This is a genomic window from Lysinibacillus sp. NPDC093197, assembly GCF_044754025.1.
GTDB lineage: Bacteria > Bacillota > Bacilli > Bacillales_A > Planococcaceae > Lysinibacillus.
The window spans coordinates 545,018-560,922 of record NZ_JBIVOH010000002.1 but is presented as its reverse complement, the minus strand read 5'-3'; the positions used below and the strand labels follow the sequence as shown (position 1 = coordinate 560,922).

Genomic DNA, 15,905 nt, shown 5'->3' with positions numbered 1-15,905 from the left:
ATTAGGCTTTATCTGCTCTCACGATAATGTCAAACGATCCATTTGCGTCAGGCGTTGAACCTAATTTTGTTTTTAACCGAACAAAGAAGGGCATTTCAGCATTATTTGCAAGCACACCACTCAGCTTTAAATCTGGATAAGGTATAAAAGGTGACTGACTTTGACTGAATTCAACTGTCATTTCGGTTGGGAAATTAGCTGTATTTGCAAACAAATGCACGTTTTTAACATCATAGCCGTATTGATTTTTTAGGATTACCTCATGCTCGATTGTCGTTTGTCCTGCGATAATGACACCAAAATCAAGATACTTTAATACGTCTCCTATTTCATTAGAAAAGTATTCTCCATGGACATCTTTAAACATAAGTCCAGAGTAGGTACCCATAAAGTTTGTTGACCAATAATCTGTAGTACCAAAGTAGTCTTTAAACTCCACTTTTAAAGTATTCCAATCATCAATTTTAATGTCCTTACTTCGGATTACTAATTCAATGTTTTGAGGAGATTCACCTAGCTTTGTAAAGCTACCATCAGAAGGGTAGAAGTGGCGGTTGTTCAGCAATACCCGATATTGAACACGTGTTAAATCATCATCACTTAACACACCTTTAAGAACATTTCCGTTGAAAGCAATATCTATTTTTGCTGTTGTATTTAAAATATATAAACTTGTGTCTTGAATTGCTGTTGTATGGCGAGGAAGGTAATCTTCATATGAAATATTTTCAACAACAGAAACGATCGTATCACGAGGATTGTCTTTTAAGAAAATCCCGATATTTAAGTGCTGCTCATCCCAAGTCCGCCATTCAGTGTCAGAAATGTTATTTAAGTCTGTATGTTTCATGCCATTTGCAATAATAGCTTCTTCACTAGAAGCATCCGTAATGACAAATTTTTTAAACACCTTATCCCATACATACCACTTTGTAGTGTCTGTACCAGAAACAAAATAACGAGCTTCATCCCGATAGGATTGAGAGATATCATTAACTATAACATCATCCAAAGCACCATAAATCCGCTTCGGGTTGACCAGCTTAATGAACTGAGGTTTAGGTATAGCTTGCATTTCAAGCACTCTCTGTGCAGTCTCAGGTGCTTCATCAGTCCACGTCACAACTTCGAAATCGCCTTCTAATTCATCGAGAGGGGAGTAGTTTGCTTCTAAAATTAAGTCAGCATTTGTGACCTCTGTATCGTCTGTGTAGTAAAGCACCTCAACACTATCACCGAATTCATCGTATAAATCAAAAGGCTCTGTTGTAGTTGAGACAATAATGTCTTCATTATTTTCTTTATACACAAGTACCTCAGGAAGTTCACCAATATAATCATAAACACTAAATGGTTCCACGTTTGTCTCTAATATAGTTGATGTGCAATCTGATTCTGTATAATATACAACTTGTGGGATTTCACCTAAAATCTCTTTTGCTGTTGTTGGCTCAATGCTGTTAATTATAATTTCATTATTAGTATTAACTGTCTCGTACTGCGTGTATGATTTATTTAAATCAATTGGATTACTACTAGTAGAAAAATGAATTTCTTCTATGTTAGTTCCATATTGCACCAAATCTTTTTCAGATAAAGTGGGAATCTCTCTTATTTTGTCTTCTAATAAAACAATGTTTTTATTATCTGTTGATTTAAACACTAATCTTCTTTGGGTAAAATTTGAAGGAGATAGCGCCTTATTGTAAATTTGTAAATCATCTAATTGGCCATCAAGATGTTGGTCATTATGATGCACCCTTCTGCCTATAATTAGGCTTTCATTAGGCGTGACCTCATTTTTTATCAAAGTATGAACAGAGTCTTCTTTTCCATTGATATAGAATACTAAGGTATTATTAGCATTTTTGGATATTAAAATATCATACCATTTATTTGCTTCGCTTATCTTTTCTGTACTTTTTACAAGTACAGATGAGGTTGACGCACCACCTACTGTTAGGTAAAAACAAATAGTATTATCACTATCAATATAAATTCGAATACCTTTGAAGTCATACCCTACAGAATTTCCAATGATTACACCTTTTTTATTTATGTTGTTCATTTTTAGTTTGAATCGAATGGTTTTTTCATTTAAAGGTATGAAAGAATTGTTATTCATTGTAATGTAGTTATTTATACCATTAAAATTTATTGCTTTACCTTCACCATTCCAGCCTTCAACTCTTGATGCACCTGTAATTGTTCCAACATACCCATTACTCAACATGTCAATGACATTACCTGTTCCCTCATCAAATCCAAACCAAGCTATACCGTATTGTGACATAAGTTGTTCAGTTGTTGCCATATTACCCTTCCTCTCCTTTATAACCAAATTGGATTTCTCCTATAGAAACATTAGAATCAGAAATATCTGTTACTTCTATTCTTAAATATTGAGCTGTCAGTGATTTGTTCAATACGAATGTTCTTGTCTCATTAGGTAATGTCCAAGCAGGAGTATTGAATAACTGAGCTTCTGTCCATTGGGAACCATTGCTAGAGTACAGTAATTTAAAGCCTAGAGGTGCTTGGCTGTAAAATGAATCATTTCTAGATGACATTTTTAATCTGTCAATTTTGGTTTCTTTTCCAAAAAACAATTGAACCCATGTTCCTACACCAACGTGTTCTGGTGTTACCCATGAGTCAGAAGATGAACTGTTTATTCCATTAAAAGCTTTGAAGGCTTCATAAGGTGAGCTATGAATATTACTGGCACTTGCTACAAATGGTGAAGGTGTTGTATTAGATGTCATGTTGGTGTTATACCATGTATAAATAGACCCAACATCGTCCTTTTTAACTTCCTTAATATTCAAAGTTTTTATCTTCCCAATATCTTGTGTAAAAACTTTACCAATCACATTATTAAAAGGAGAATCGATTACATATTTTATCTTGTTGAAAGGAATATCTAATTGAACTTCATTATCTTCCTTAACCCCATATGAAATCATGTTTTTACTAGAAGTATTAGGCATGTATATAAGAGTACTATCAGAGAGAGAGTAATATTCATCTGTAGTAGGGCTTTTTATAACTAATCTATTAAAAGTAAAATCAATATCGGTAATATAACCATTGTCATCGATATCAATTGCATCCCAAATGAAATCAGGATTGTAACTACCGTTAGTCACTTTTTCAACCTCAACATAATGTAAACCTAATGGAAGATTTTTTTTCTCATATACAAGCGCATTATTAGTAGAATCACCTTGAAGTGTGTAAAAATCTGTTATACCATCAATTGTAATCCTAATTTTTGGTGAGTAAGAAGGATATAATGTAGATATTACTCTAATTTTTGTACCATAGAATTTAAATCTAACTTTATTTCCAAGAACTGTGTTTGCCTGAGTTTTCTGACTTCCTCCACTGTATGCCACATTTGTTCTTGAACCCCAATTACCTTCATAAACAAATTTTGTGTCAATATCTTCAATTCTTTTCCACTGGTTTTCAGGGTTTAAAAGAATGCTTCCTATAGAACTAGGTAAAATAGAGTTTCCTTCTAATAAGTCTACTGCATCAAAAATATTTAATGCAGTTGTATTGGAGATAATTTGAACATCATGAGTCTTATTGTCTAATCCTATTTTCTCATAAACACAAGTGCGCCATACTAATGTGGGACTATACTCTGAAAAAACTTCTTCTTGACCATCTATAAGGATCCTTACAGAACTTGATAAATCACTATTTATTGGCGAAATGATTCTAATTCCTGTTCCTGTAAATTTGAATCTAATTACTTGACCGACAGTATTTGTTCTCTTATCAGTACCTCCACTTGTAGCTGCGCCACTCCAAGTGTTCCATGACGCTGTGTATTTGAAACTAGGGTTAATTTCTTCGAATCTCACCCATCCATTTTCTGCAACCTCATATTGAGTTCTAACAGCCAAAATAAATCATTTCCTTTCTTATTGTATTAAGAAGTAAAATAAAAACGCAGCATTAAATCTTAATGCTGCGTGGTTTTCTCTCTAGTTTTTTTGTCCAAAGTCCATCTGAACTATCTAAGACACCTTTTTGTAAAACATAATTTTTTTGAAAAATAGGCATATTCAAAATTTCTAAAGAGTTTGCGCCATAGTTAAAAATATTTTTTTTACTTTGCTTACCAATTGTAACTAATGCAAACCCCTTATAGCCAAAAGCTATTTCTCCTATAGCGGTATAGCTACTTGAACCACCATTTGCGAGGATTTCTAATCTATAGTAGCGATAGTCTTTGGCATTTTCAAATGCAAACTCTCTTTGTTCACCAACGCCCCAACCTGTTTGATTTCTTATTTCCTTTATTTTGTCGAATCTACTACCATCAACTGATCCAAGAATATTAAAATCTTTTGGGGAAACAGTTGGTGCAGAGGACTCATATCTTGAAGTAAGTGTTAGTGTATTTAGTCTCTTTGGTGTTCCGAAGTCTAGTTGAATCCAACCTGTAGTAGTGTTTGTCAAAGTAATCCAACAATCTGAGCTAGTGTTTTTTCCATCAAAAGCCTTCCAAGCGTCATAGGTAGTAGAGTAAATACTACTAGAGCTTGCAACAAATGGGGAAGGGCTAGTATTGGAAGTCATTTTTGTTTCATAGTTAATGTTTAAAGGGACTGTAGTGTATAGTCTGTTGTTAACTTTAAAAAATTGGCAATCATAGAAAGAAAGTTCATCAGTTTGAGCTGTATAGATCTGATTAATTAAATAAGAAGTGGTGTTATATATTTTTGAGATAGCTACTTGTCCATTATGGTTTATGGCAGTTATCTCTACTGCATTTTGCTTTCTGTTAGCATCATCACCACAATATGGAACAAAATCAATTTTGCTAATTTTAATAGGAATATCAAATGAAACACTAATTGTATCTGCAATACTACTTAACCAGTAGTTCCTCTGGGAATATGTTGTAACAGTAGGTTTATCTGTATCAAATGGAGAGTCTACAAAGTAATAAGTAGAATAACTGTTTGTTGTATTTACTTTTCCTGTTATTTTTGTTCCTTGAATAAAGAAAGTGTTTTCTAGCAATTGGTCTTTTGCATGAAATTTTACAGGGTAAACGTTCCCTTTTTCATCGTAAAAACGAACAGCACCTAATGTAAAATAGGTGCTTGCTCTAGATACTTTAAATGTTATTTTTTTTACTGACATTTCACACCACCATCTTTAAATATTTTTAAGACTTATGCTTAGTGGTTTTCTATTGGTAGATTTGACAACAAGATTGTTTTCATTTTTTCGTGTATTCGCTTGAAAGCTATAGTTTTTACAAAAAATAGGTTGGTTTATACTTGATGATGTAGTTACTCCATGTTTTATAAAATTGTTAACTGATAACTCCGAAAACTCTGTTATATCGTTAGTTTTTAAGCCGAAAACTATTTCTCCTATTGCAAGATAGCTAGTGCCGCCATTGTTTTCTGAAACATCAATTCTAATATATCTAGCATTAATCGCATTAAATGAAAACTCTCTATATTCATTCGCTTTCCAATTAGTTTGATTTTCTATAGATTTAGCAACCTTGAAGTTAATGCCATCATTAGAGTAGAGAATTTTAAAGTTTTTAGGATTTGCAGTTAGATAGTCTGAACTCGCTCCTAATTTCAATCTATTTATCCTTGTAATTACACCGAAGTCTAATTGAATCCAACCAAATAAAACCCCTGATTGTGTTAACCATTGGTCATAATTTCCTGAAACATTCGTTCCATTGAACGCTTTGAATGGAAAGTATGTAGAATTATAAAATGTACTAGAACTTGCCACCAATGGAGAAGGTGCGGTATTTGAGGTCATTTTAGTTTCATACCATGTCTCAACAGTAGATAAAGAATAAAGTTTGCTGTTGGCTTTAAGAATTGTTTTATTCTTAGTGTTTAACTCAAGATACCATTCATGAGAAATTCTTAAACTAGTACCTCTAGTAATTTTATATCTACCTTTTTTTAGAGTACCAATCATAACCCAATTTGGATTACCAGAGTCAAATGTTCCACTGTAAGCAGATAAAATACCAACTTTACCACCTAACACACCATTTTTATTATCAAACACATCTAGCGCCCCCCAATAAGAAGAACTAGAATACCCACAATCCCAAATTCTAACATCATCATAAAACTCAATATCTAAATAATGGTTGGCTTCATACCAATAAGCAAAAGCAGTTCCTGTTCTACTAACTGTTCCTGCAAATGGGGCAACAGCGATATTAGTGAAACCACCATTAAACAGATTTTCAGCAGGATCATATAATACATAGCCATGTATCTTATAGCCTACTTCATCTTTATTATTTAATTGTGATTCAAGAGGTCTTGAAGTTCCTGCCATTTATTTCACCTCTACAGTTATAGCTCTAAGATCAATATATTTTTTTAGATCAATTGTTTTACTGAATACAGAACCAATATCGCCAGTATCTATAACATCATTTCTTTTATCCATTTTAATAGGATCTAATGTTTGTACTTTTCTTTCAAGATTAGGCAATAACATTCCACGCTCTTTAAATTGAACAAGACTAGGTAGAGAAGAGGACATAGCTGACCAATTAGATAATACTGTGTTCATTTGAGCAGAGTGAATCTCCATGTTTTGGATAATAGTGATTCCACCACCATTACTGTCAAAAACATTGATTCTGAATTCTCTACACTTGAAAGGTTTTGATAAAGTAAAAGTAATATCTGTACTATCAGACCAGGAAGTTACATTTGTTCTTGTATCCATAACCTCTAAGATTCCATCACCTTTATCTATTTCTATTATCCAACTAATAGGTGCATAGACAGCTTCTCTAGGTGTAATTACATATTTTTCAATATAAACTATATTCTGAAAAGTATAGGACAACCAACCTTTAGATGTATTACTAGGGGTTGCCCAACCATTTATAGCTGCATTTGTTTTGCTTCTATTAAACGCTTTGTATGGCTCATAACCTGTACCCCAATAGGCATTAGCATTAGCCAAACCTTGAGGTGTTATATTACTTGTCATAAGTGGCACTTTATTCTCAGCAACTTGTGATTTAATTGTTTCATTGAATACTTTATAACCATCATTTTGTGCAATAAATGATTTTTGCTCAGAAATTGATTCAAAATAAAACTCGTTGAATTGAATATAATTTACAGCTGCATTAATTCTATATTTTCCTATAGTTAGTAAATTTGATAATATATACCAATCTTCTGTAGAAGTAGTTTTTGCAGTCTCGTAAAGAACGTAAGTTCCTGTGCCCTCATTGTATTTATAAATGTTCAAGTCTTTACCTGTACTGCCTCCACTATCACTATATACACCACTTGTGGCCCAAAACTTACATCGTTCATAAACCTGAAACTCAATATACGTTGATGAACCATAAAACAATGTAGTACCATAAGCACCTGTTTTTATTGTTACACCATCATGCAAGAGAGTTCTAAGTTGCTCAGGGGTAGCATTATGAGAAGTTGTTCCGCTGTAGGGGGTAATAATATTATATGAAGATATATAATTAAATTTTGCTGGAGGTTTCGCACCAATAGGAATACTTGTAATTGCCATTAGTTTTCACCTTCTTTTTTTCTTATGTCAAATTTGTCAATTCTAACCCACTTATTACGCGGGATTTCTTTTCTAAAAACACTCCCTGATTCTCTCCACGTAGGCTCTAAACGCATCTCAAAACTATATTTCCTATTTAAGCCTAGTGCTGACTCAGAGGGTTGGAAGAAGTTTAATGCGCCTATTCCCGTATATGAACCATGGCCATTATTAGCAGTCCATTTTATTCTATATGCCCTGTACTTTTTATTATTGAAGAACTCATATTCTTTGTCCGTATTGTTTGTTGACCAGGATTGATTTGATCTTTTGTCTAGTTCGATCCAAGTACCATTAATACCATCAGTTGTATTTAAGCTTCCTTCTATCACCCAATTTTTGGGCATGGAGTTTAAATAAGCACCTGCCATACTTCTAACTTTATATTTGTTAATTTTAACTTTGTCATTGAAAAAGAATCCTAAAAAGCCACTAGTAGCACCAGTTAGTGCAATGTAGCTTTCTGAATTATCAATTTGACTAAAGGCTCTCCAAGCAGGGTAGGTTGGACTAAATACTGTCTCAGAGTAAGCAAAGCCTATTCGTGATGATGTATTAGAAGTTAATTTAGGCACAACATAAGCACCACTTTTGCCTTCATATTCTTTAACATATGGGTTATCCTCAAAATCCCCCTTAGCAATAATAAATATATCCGACACAAACCCTGCAAATAAATCGATTCTTACTTGAATGTACTGTTTCATATCAGACTGAATTGTTCCGTCCATTGCAAGTGGTAACCAATCTGACCAATTCGCACCGTTATCTGAAACTCTAGTTAATACTGCAAAAGAGCTTGAGCCAATCGTAGTATTTGTTGTAAATACTTTTTCGTAGCTGTTGAATATATCACCGAGATTGATTACATCTGAAGTCCAGCTGCCTTCTGCTGCATAGATTGGGTTTTCTGTACTATCCACATCGATTTGTGTTAATCGCAAATGTCCAGTTGTCTTGTCTATTTCAGTATTTTTATAAGTTCCAGATACACCGAGAGCTAGACCTATTTCTTTTTTCTCCAGATTACCGCCTATTAACGACATAGAGCATCCTCCTTTCTTAATGAATAATACTTTCTTCTTGTCTATCTCCTGCATCAATTGATTCTATTCCACCAATGAACGAAATAAAGTTTCCATTAACGTTCGTAAATGATGGATTTAAAAACAATACAAGAAATTTAGCTTTTTTATCTGCATTTATCTGCCCAATTCTGGCAACTAAGCCTTCACGTGTAAACATTTCGATTAGCTTTTCTAATGTGTATTTTCCTACGGCTATTGTGTAGCTACGTTCAGTGGATGATTCAAATAATGAAAACTTATTGTTAGATGCCGTAATCTCCAAAACATTGCTTTTTTCAGGTAGTTGCAGCCAAAATCGTTTCATTACATTCTTCCTTTCGTGAATTATTTAATGATCCAGTTAATTTGCCCAACTCTATTAGCTGCCAATGGAGCGTAAAAGCGTCCCACTTCTGTTCCGTTTGATTGGAATAGCAAATAACCGTTCATTGGTTTATTCGAAGTGAGTTTTACTTCAATGAAAGCACGCTCGTTAAAGGGCAAAGCTACAGTAGGCTGGAAAAACAGTTGTATATCATCTTTTTTATAATTTGTTTTATAGCCAAAATGTATCGATTTGATATTCGAACGTTGAACACCTTGTTGACTACTAAAATCAGTAAAGGCTTCTTTATATGTGATAAGGTCTTTTTGTTCGAAGTTAGTTGTTAAAGGATAAGTTTTGCCATCTTCCTCTACGTAAGCAATTTCAATTTTTCTACCGTTTATGTTGAAGGAGCCATCTGACATTTCAAAATAAAATTTCATCCTTTGCCCAAACAAACCAAAACGAATGACCTGGTTTTTCTGAATTAAATAAAAATCATTTTTTTTATGCGTAAGTAAATCATACTCAGCGAAGTTTTTACCATTGGCGTAATCAGCGTTCCAATTAAAGGGAAGATTAATGGCTTGATAGTTTTCGGCAGTTGTGAATAACATGTTTTATCTATCTCCTTCATTGCATTGAAGTGTTTTTTATTGTATGAAAAAAGGGTAGGGGACTGGCCCTTACCCTGTTAAACTATTCTATTTTTTATACGTAACGATAAGATACACGTTGCATTAATTGGTTTTTACCTGCAGACGCATTCATCGGAACATCAGCATAAACAGAAATCTTAACAAAGTTACCACCTGCTAGGTCAGCGTTTGTTCCTGCATCATTGGTAACATTGGCTAAACCTAAAATTTCTTTAGCCTTTGGCGTTTTATCAATTTTAATTGCCAAATATTCTACTGTTCCATCCATAATAGCGTTGCCTTCTACAGTTGGCCATGGGGGCTGTGTTGCGCCTGTCGTTCCTGCTTTCGATACTTTATAAATATAATTATTATTTGACGTTGGTTGAACATAAGCATCTAGTGTCATTTCTGTTCCTGCAGACCAAACTTGTGCAGTTGCAGCGTGTATATTTTTTGTAGTACCGTTTGTGCCTAAATCCTTAGTACCAAAGGGATTAAGAGGATTTCCACCTTTACCAACAGGTAAGAAACGGGACTCTGATAGGCTATCAACACGGACATGGAACCAATTGTCTTTTACAGCTTCTACAATCTTTCCTTCTAAATCGCCTGTTCCACCACTTCGGTCACGTGTTGTAAATGTTACTTCTTCCATTTTAGGTGCATCGGTTGTTCCCCCTCGGTTGTTCCAAATATAGAATATCTTTGTATCTGATTGGGAAGCAGCATCAACAGTTTTGTAGTCTACTGTGTAGTTGACTTCTTTTGATGTTTCGTTTGTACCTTCATACCATGATACGATTGGATAGTTAGACATAAATAAATTCCTACTTTCTAGTTCATTTTGTTTTTTATATAATAAAAACTCTTTAAGCCTCACTAAGAGTTTAAAGAGTCGTTTAACATGATTTTGACATTGACTGATAAATTTTGGGCATCAACAGAGAAGGAGGGGATATATAATCTGAAAATATCACCTTTTTCCACAGTATGTGCTGTTAAAGTATGAGTTTGATCATCAAGATTATTGTTTTCTCTAATCATTACTGGGTTATCGGTTACATCGAACCAATCTGTGAAGTTAGCTGATTTTTGTACACGAATAGGGGTTGGTTCTAAGCCTATTGATGAAACGGAAGCTTTGATTTCGACAATTTCGCCAGCATAATCAAAAACAATATGTGGGTCTTGCGCACCTTCTAAAATATCTTTTGGGATAACAAATACCATCGTTTTATCGTTAACAAATTCCGTAATACTTTTTAATTTAATATAATGTTCTTTACTCATTAAGCCGTTTAATAGTTCACTGGCTAAAGGAATATTTCCCCCTAATGCATCAATGGGGATCCAATCTTTTCCGTTCCAACGATAACGTATACCTGTATCAAAAACTTGTGTTGTCCAGCCAACTTCAGGGTATGGATATTTTTTTGCAATATCGTTATATGTATTAACATAAGGCTGATAAATTAATACAGTCGTTTCATACGCATCTTTGACTAATTCTGTGGCATCCTGCGCTTTTTGTGTTGCGATTAATGCCTGGTCTGTTGCACTATTAGCATCGTTAATGGCGATCACAAGACGCTTTAAATAATTTTCATAAGTATCTGTACGATCAATTAATTCCTGTACTTGTGATTTACTTTTTTCAATAATGTCATGCAATGATTCAGTCGCAGTTGTACCATCATAATGAATGATACGTGTGGAAGGGTAGAGGATAAGGCCTCTTCCTTTATAAATAATTGAAAGTGTCTCAGCTTCTTTTGATTGATGGAAATAAACAAAGCCATTCGTATAGTCAACATAAAACTCATTATGACTAAGGTTATGTTTAATAAATGCTTCGTAGTTTATTTCAAACATATCTGCAATACGCACCTTAAACATTTCATAAGGAATTTCTAATAAGCACACACGTTGATTTACTACACGGGCAATATCCAGTCTATCGATAAAAGGGTCGCTAGGTGAACCTTTTCTCCAAACGATATGGATAGGGTTATTAAATTCTAAATAGTTAATAGGTAATGACAATGTATCACCTTCTTTCTTGCTTTTTTTTAATTAGCAAAGACGTTGCTAGAGCCGTCAGTAATGATTGCACTTGAGCCAGCGTGCGTTTCAATCGAATCACTTTTTCTCGCTAATGGTTTCCCATTAATAAAAACAGTAGGGCTGCCATTTTTAACTGAACCATTCGTACTTGTATGAGCACCGCTATCATAAGACCAACCACCAGGAAGCTGATAATCATCTCTTTCGGTTGTTTTTGCGCCTGAGAACGCCACTTCTTTTCCATTGACAAATACATTGGTACTGCCTTCACTAATTTCTCCTTCAATGGTTGCGTTAATGTAATCATAAAAATAGGAGGAGTAAGGGGGAATAGTATCAGGATTCAGTTTCTTTATTCGGATATGATTTGGAGCAATACTATTTTGTATTTTTGCGCCTTTTGTTGCTACTTCAGGCATGCTATCGCCTCCTTAGTTTAAGTTGATTCGAGTACCATTCACTTTAACGCCCTCACCATTTATGATGATTTTGTTTTCTCCTACGGCTAAAGTAATTGCAGTGGAAGCTTTGAAATTGATGTTTTTTCCATCAAAGTTCATAGAATGAGGTGTTTTCATTAAAATAGATTCATCGCCATTTTTAAGTGCAAATTCTCGTTTTTGGCCATCAGTGCCTACATAATCAAAATAAAAACCATCACTTTTTTTGTACTGGTAGGCAACATTATTCCCTGAGCCTGTATCACCGCCAGCACCCCAAGTCATATGTGGGTAAGCGGCATCTCCTGTTTCTTTTACTGTAATCGTAAGCTTATCTTTTTCGGCACCTCCATAATTAGTTTTAATTTTAAAGAAATTGTCCTTAATATGAATAAAGTCTTGTGGTTGATTGGAATTAAGTGTTTTTAATTTATTGACGGTTAAATCTGAAATATAGCTGCCATCCACATCTTTAATAATTTCATCGCTATCACTTCCCATAATTAGAAGCTTTTTCGCGTAAATAAGCCCATCTTTACCAATCCAAATACGCTTGTCACCTTTGGCATCAATGGCTATTCCTTCATTAGCATTTAAGCGTATTTCTTCGCCGTTATTCCCTTTGATTGTAATGCCTTCAGTTTGGTTGAAAATGATTTTCTCTCCTAAAGACCCGTCAACAATTTTAAGATTATGCGTGGTTATATCTTTTGCATAAAGTCTGCCATCAGTACCAACGTAAAATTTTTTATCATCCTTCACATAAATAGAAATGGCTTCATTGGCATTTAGTCGAATAATTTCATCGTTTTTTCCATAAATCGTAATACCTTTGTCCCAATCAAGTGTTATGGCATCACCTAAATCACCGTCTACAATACGAAGATTTTTTGTGACTAGTCCGTCAGCGTAAAGGGTACCGTCTTCCCATTTTTTGTCGCCGAGTGTAGCAAATAATTTACTTACCCATTGATTATTTTCCCACTTTTGCAGGGCAAGACCATTTGTCGCATTGAGGAAAGCACGGTATTTGCCATCATTTCGAACAGCGATAAACCCAAATTCATTCATGATTAAATTATTATTATAAGAACCCATATGAATGCCAGAATAAAACAGGGAGTCTTCGATTGCTTGTCGTAAACGTGTTGCTTCATCGTAATAGTCTTTAAACTTTTGCACAAAAAAGCCACGATCTTCAATAGGGCTCGTGGATTCAGTAAGGGGGTCTGTCATATCAATTTCTAAGTTTTGAGACTCAAGATAACCGTTCTTTAAGATTTTGATGTAGCTAGCAATGTAGTTCATTAATGTCAAATATACTTCTTTAACCTTGCTTGTTGAGTATCGATCTGTTATCGAATAGACAGTAGGGAAGGTTTGGGTAGTTGTATCAAACGGGCCATTTACATCTGTCTCATTATCTCGTTCACTTCGTATATACTTTTGTGCTTGTTGAAGTAGTAGCTGGTAGTCGGAGTGAATTTTATATAATTCTTTAATAAGCTCCAATTTTTCAAGCGTCGTTAATTTTCCATCTGCAACAATTTTGTCAAATAAACCAATATCAAAATAATTATTTTCAGCATCTAAAATTAATTGGTCAAGGTTATTTACGATTTTAATATTTTCAGCTACCATGTTTCGAGAATATAATGTTCCGTCTGTATTCGCCCATAAAATTTTCTTCCATGCATCACCGTCTTTTTGACTAACTGAAAATCCTTCACAAGTTGTAATAGCAACCTTCGTAATATCATTCCATGAAGTTAATCCAAAGCATTCTGGGTCTGGCTCATCTGTCACTAGCCCCAAACGCATTACTTCATCACCGTTCCGATTATAAATTGTTGTACGTGAACCTTGTGTCAGCCAAATACCTGATTCATCCTCGATGATTAAATTCACACCAGAAATAATCTTACCGAAAATTCGCTCGCCAAATATACCATCTTTCGAAATAGCATGTTTCCACGAGTTTCCATTATCGTTTGTGATTGCTAAAAATCCATTTTGGATGACTAGCCAGCTTAAAGGATCCGTTAAATCTTTTACAGTAATACCACGTTCATTGATTTCAATTTGCTGATTATAGCCTGCCATTACTGCATTTTTTAATGAATCCCATTTATTATTAATGATGTCATTGATGGCCCCGTTGTTTTTTTCGGAAAGATTCCATTTCCATTTTTCCATTTGGACGAGGGTAGAGGTATTACCAGCTTTGCTAAGCTGCTCTAACCAAGTATTTTTTTCATCAATTTCGTTGGTGATAATAACCGAAATGCTTTCTCTTTCAAAGTCATATGTAATTTCCATTATTTTAGCTTTAATATCTACTTGTAATCGATCGTAACGGACAGAAACGATATCACCTAAATTGAGCTTATCCCAATCATTTTGACATTCTACGACTGTTAAAAAATCAATGATATTCATATCTAATTTAATTTTAGGCTCTAAGTTTTGCCTAAAAATTTCTTGCGCTTCTTCTAATAAATCTTGATCATCGACAATTGAGTCATTCGTATATTCTTTTTCAATTTCAAAATTAGATAACTCAGCTAGCTGTTCATTAGAGAAATTATTTTCTCTTTGTAATTGATTTCTTAATTGATCCAACTCATCTTCGTAGTTTTTTAGTTGATAATTTAATTCTCGAATAAATGCTTCTTGATTGGAAATTTCATTTCTTTTTACTTCTAATCGATTAATAATATCCAAGTGTGCGGGGGAGGTGGATTGAAAATTGGCGTTAGATAAATCTAATTCATCCTCTATAATGACTTTTTGTGTAATTAAAGTGCTGAGTCGTTGATTTTCTGTTTGAATAATCGCTGTTTGTGTTGTGATTACTGTAGTTAAATACGTAAACTTTTCTGCTAATGAATCAACTAATGTATGGTAATCTTCTAATGCTATGCAAAGCTCATCACTCAAATATTCTGAATGGCTAACGACGACTCCATTTTCTTGTTTAAAAGGATAAAGGTAGAATCTAAAATCTTCTAAATAAGACTGGCCTGTTGGATTTAAGCGATGAATAGTTAGACCTTCTTGACCATATACCTTTAATCGAGTGATTGTATCAATCGTATTGGTAGACAGATTAAAGCTTTCTAAATATTTGCCATCCCGAATGTAAAATCCTTTATTGTTACCAATATTATCAGGTCTATAGAAGTGTATTTCACATTTAATCGTATCCCACACAATAAGTGCATTCCATAGGTTTGCTAAATCATAAATTATTTCTAATATATTATTAGAGGATACTTCGTAGCTTCGATACGTTTCGAAAAAGCTATCGACATAACCAATCTTCCATTTCGTATTAGTAGAAGACAATATTTCTGTAGCTATTTGTGCAAGTGTTTTACTAACTACCTCGAAGTCTCTAATATTTTTGTCACTTAATTGTACACCTAACGATAGGGCAGAATACTGTATATATTCATCATCACTATACGATTTGTTCGATTCATTTAATAGAAAGTATTCAGTAATAGGACCAAATTTCAGTTTAAATAAATAACGGTTTTTAATCGCTTGTATATTTTTATTGTCCATTGGCACACCGTCTTGAAAAATAACAGTTGGAATCTTAAATGATAGTTCATTTAATACCGATAGTTTTGTACTATAGCTAATATCATAGGCTTCACTTAGTGGTGCGATTGTCTTTTTATCAGGGCGGCATAGGAAAACTCTAGGTTTAACTGTTTTTAAATCATAATTAATTTCACCTATATTCACT

At 34.0% G+C, this 15,905-nt stretch carries 12 protein-coding genes; all 12 read right to left on the bottom strand.

Annotated elements, in window-relative coordinates:
* Position 1 precedes the first annotated feature (1 nt).
* The 12 genes from ACIP9G_RS08610 to ACIP9G_RS08555 all read right to left on the bottom strand — a co-directional run bounded on the left by ACIP9G_RS08610 (position 2) and on the right by ACIP9G_RS08555 (position 15,904).
* Positions 2-2,314: a LamG domain-containing protein gene (locus ACIP9G_RS08610; protein WP_401018779.1), complete on the bottom strand. Its 2,313-nt coding sequence runs from the start codon at positions 2,312-2,314 to the stop codon at positions 2-4.
* Position 2,315: 1 nt separating this feature from the next.
* Positions 2,316-3,917, bottom strand: coding sequence for a discoidin domain-containing protein (locus ACIP9G_RS08605; protein ID WP_401018777.1), 1,602 nt, complete (start codon positions 3,915-3,917; stop codon positions 2,316-2,318).
* Positions 3,918-3,969: 52 nt separating this feature from the next.
* Positions 3,970-5,166, bottom strand: coding sequence for a discoidin domain-containing protein (locus ACIP9G_RS08600; protein ID WP_401018775.1), 1,197 nt, complete (start codon positions 5,164-5,166; stop codon positions 3,970-3,972).
* Positions 5,167-5,181: 15 nt separating this feature from the next.
* Positions 5,182-6,351, bottom strand: a complete 1,170-nt coding sequence (locus tag ACIP9G_RS08595; protein ID WP_401018774.1) for a discoidin domain-containing protein — start codon at positions 6,349-6,351, stop codon at positions 5,182-5,184.
* Positions 6,352-7,572 (bottom strand): hypothetical protein, encoded by a 1,221-nt coding sequence (locus tag ACIP9G_RS08590; protein ID WP_401018772.1) that lies wholly within the window; start codon positions 7,570-7,572, stop codon positions 6,352-6,354. It lies immediately after the preceding gene.
* Complete coding sequence (locus tag ACIP9G_RS08585; protein WP_401018771.1) at positions 7,572-8,657, bottom strand: discoidin/SUN/FTP domain-containing protein; 1,086 nt, start codon at positions 8,655-8,657, stop codon at positions 7,572-7,574. The genes ACIP9G_RS08590 and ACIP9G_RS08585 overlap by 1 nt, the downstream gene beginning before the upstream one ends.
* A 16-nt stretch (positions 8,658-8,673) precedes the next feature.
* Positions 8,674-9,003 (bottom strand): hypothetical protein, encoded by a 330-nt coding sequence (locus tag ACIP9G_RS08580; RefSeq protein ID WP_401018770.1) that lies wholly within the window; start codon positions 9,001-9,003, stop codon positions 8,674-8,676.
* Positions 9,004-9,023: 20 nt separating this feature from the next.
* Complete coding sequence (locus ACIP9G_RS08575; RefSeq protein ID WP_401018769.1) at positions 9,024-9,620, bottom strand: hypothetical protein; 597 nt, start codon at positions 9,618-9,620, stop codon at positions 9,024-9,026.
* Between the two features lie 94 nt (positions 9,621-9,714).
* A complete protein-coding gene (locus tag ACIP9G_RS08570) occupies positions 9,715-10,461 on the bottom strand; it encodes a hypothetical protein (RefSeq protein ID WP_401018767.1) in 747 nt (248 codons plus the stop codon).
* A gap of 62 nt (positions 10,462-10,523) precedes the next feature.
* On the bottom strand, positions 10,524-11,687 hold the full coding sequence (locus tag ACIP9G_RS08565) for a hypothetical protein (protein ID WP_401018766.1): 1,164 nt from the start codon (positions 11,685-11,687) through the stop codon (positions 10,524-10,526).
* Positions 11,688-11,713: 26 nt separating this feature from the next.
* On the bottom strand, positions 11,714-12,127 hold the full coding sequence (locus ACIP9G_RS08560) for a PAAR domain-containing protein (protein ID WP_401018765.1): 414 nt from the start codon (positions 12,125-12,127) through the stop codon (positions 11,714-11,716).
* A gap of 12 nt (positions 12,128-12,139) precedes the next feature.
* Positions 12,140-15,904 (bottom strand): phage tail spike protein, encoded by a 3,765-nt coding sequence (locus ACIP9G_RS08555; protein WP_401018764.1) that lies wholly within the window; start codon positions 15,902-15,904, stop codon positions 12,140-12,142.
* Position 15,905 lies beyond the last annotated feature (1 nt).

What these genes read in the sequence shown, in the direction of transcription:
- ACIP9G_RS08595 (WP_401018774.1), bottom strand. Translation starts at nt 6,351, where the DNA reads ATGGCAGGAACTTCAAGACCTCTTGAATCACAATTAAATAATAAAGAT.
- ACIP9G_RS08600 (WP_401018775.1), bottom strand. Translation starts at nt 5,166, where the DNA reads ATGTCAGTAAAAAAAATAACATTTAAAGTATCTAGAGCAAGCACCTAT.
- ACIP9G_RS08570 (WP_401018767.1), bottom strand. Translation starts at nt 10,461, where the DNA reads ATGTCTAACTATCCAATCGTATCATGGTATGAAGGTACAAACGAAACA.
- ACIP9G_RS08580 (WP_401018770.1), bottom strand. Translation starts at nt 9,003, where the DNA reads ATGAAACGATTTTGGCTGCAACTACCTGAAAAAAGCAATGTTTTGGAG.
- ACIP9G_RS08585 (WP_401018771.1), bottom strand. Translation starts at nt 8,657, where the DNA reads ATGTCGTTAATAGGCGGTAATCTGGAGAAAAAAGAAATAGGTCTAGCT.
- ACIP9G_RS08590 (WP_401018772.1), bottom strand. Translation starts at nt 7,572, where the DNA reads ATGGCAATTACAAGTATTCCTATTGGTGCGAAACCTCCAGCAAAATTT.
- ACIP9G_RS08575 (WP_401018769.1), bottom strand. Translation starts at nt 9,620, where the DNA reads ATGTTATTCACAACTGCCGAAAACTATCAAGCCATTAATCTTCCCTTT.
- ACIP9G_RS08610 (WP_401018779.1), bottom strand. Translation starts at nt 2,314, where the DNA reads ATGGCAACAACTGAACAACTTATGTCACAATACGGTATAGCTTGGTTT.
- ACIP9G_RS08560 (WP_401018765.1), bottom strand. Translation starts at nt 12,127, where the DNA reads ATGCCTGAAGTAGCAACAAAAGGCGCAAAAATACAAAATAGTATTGCT.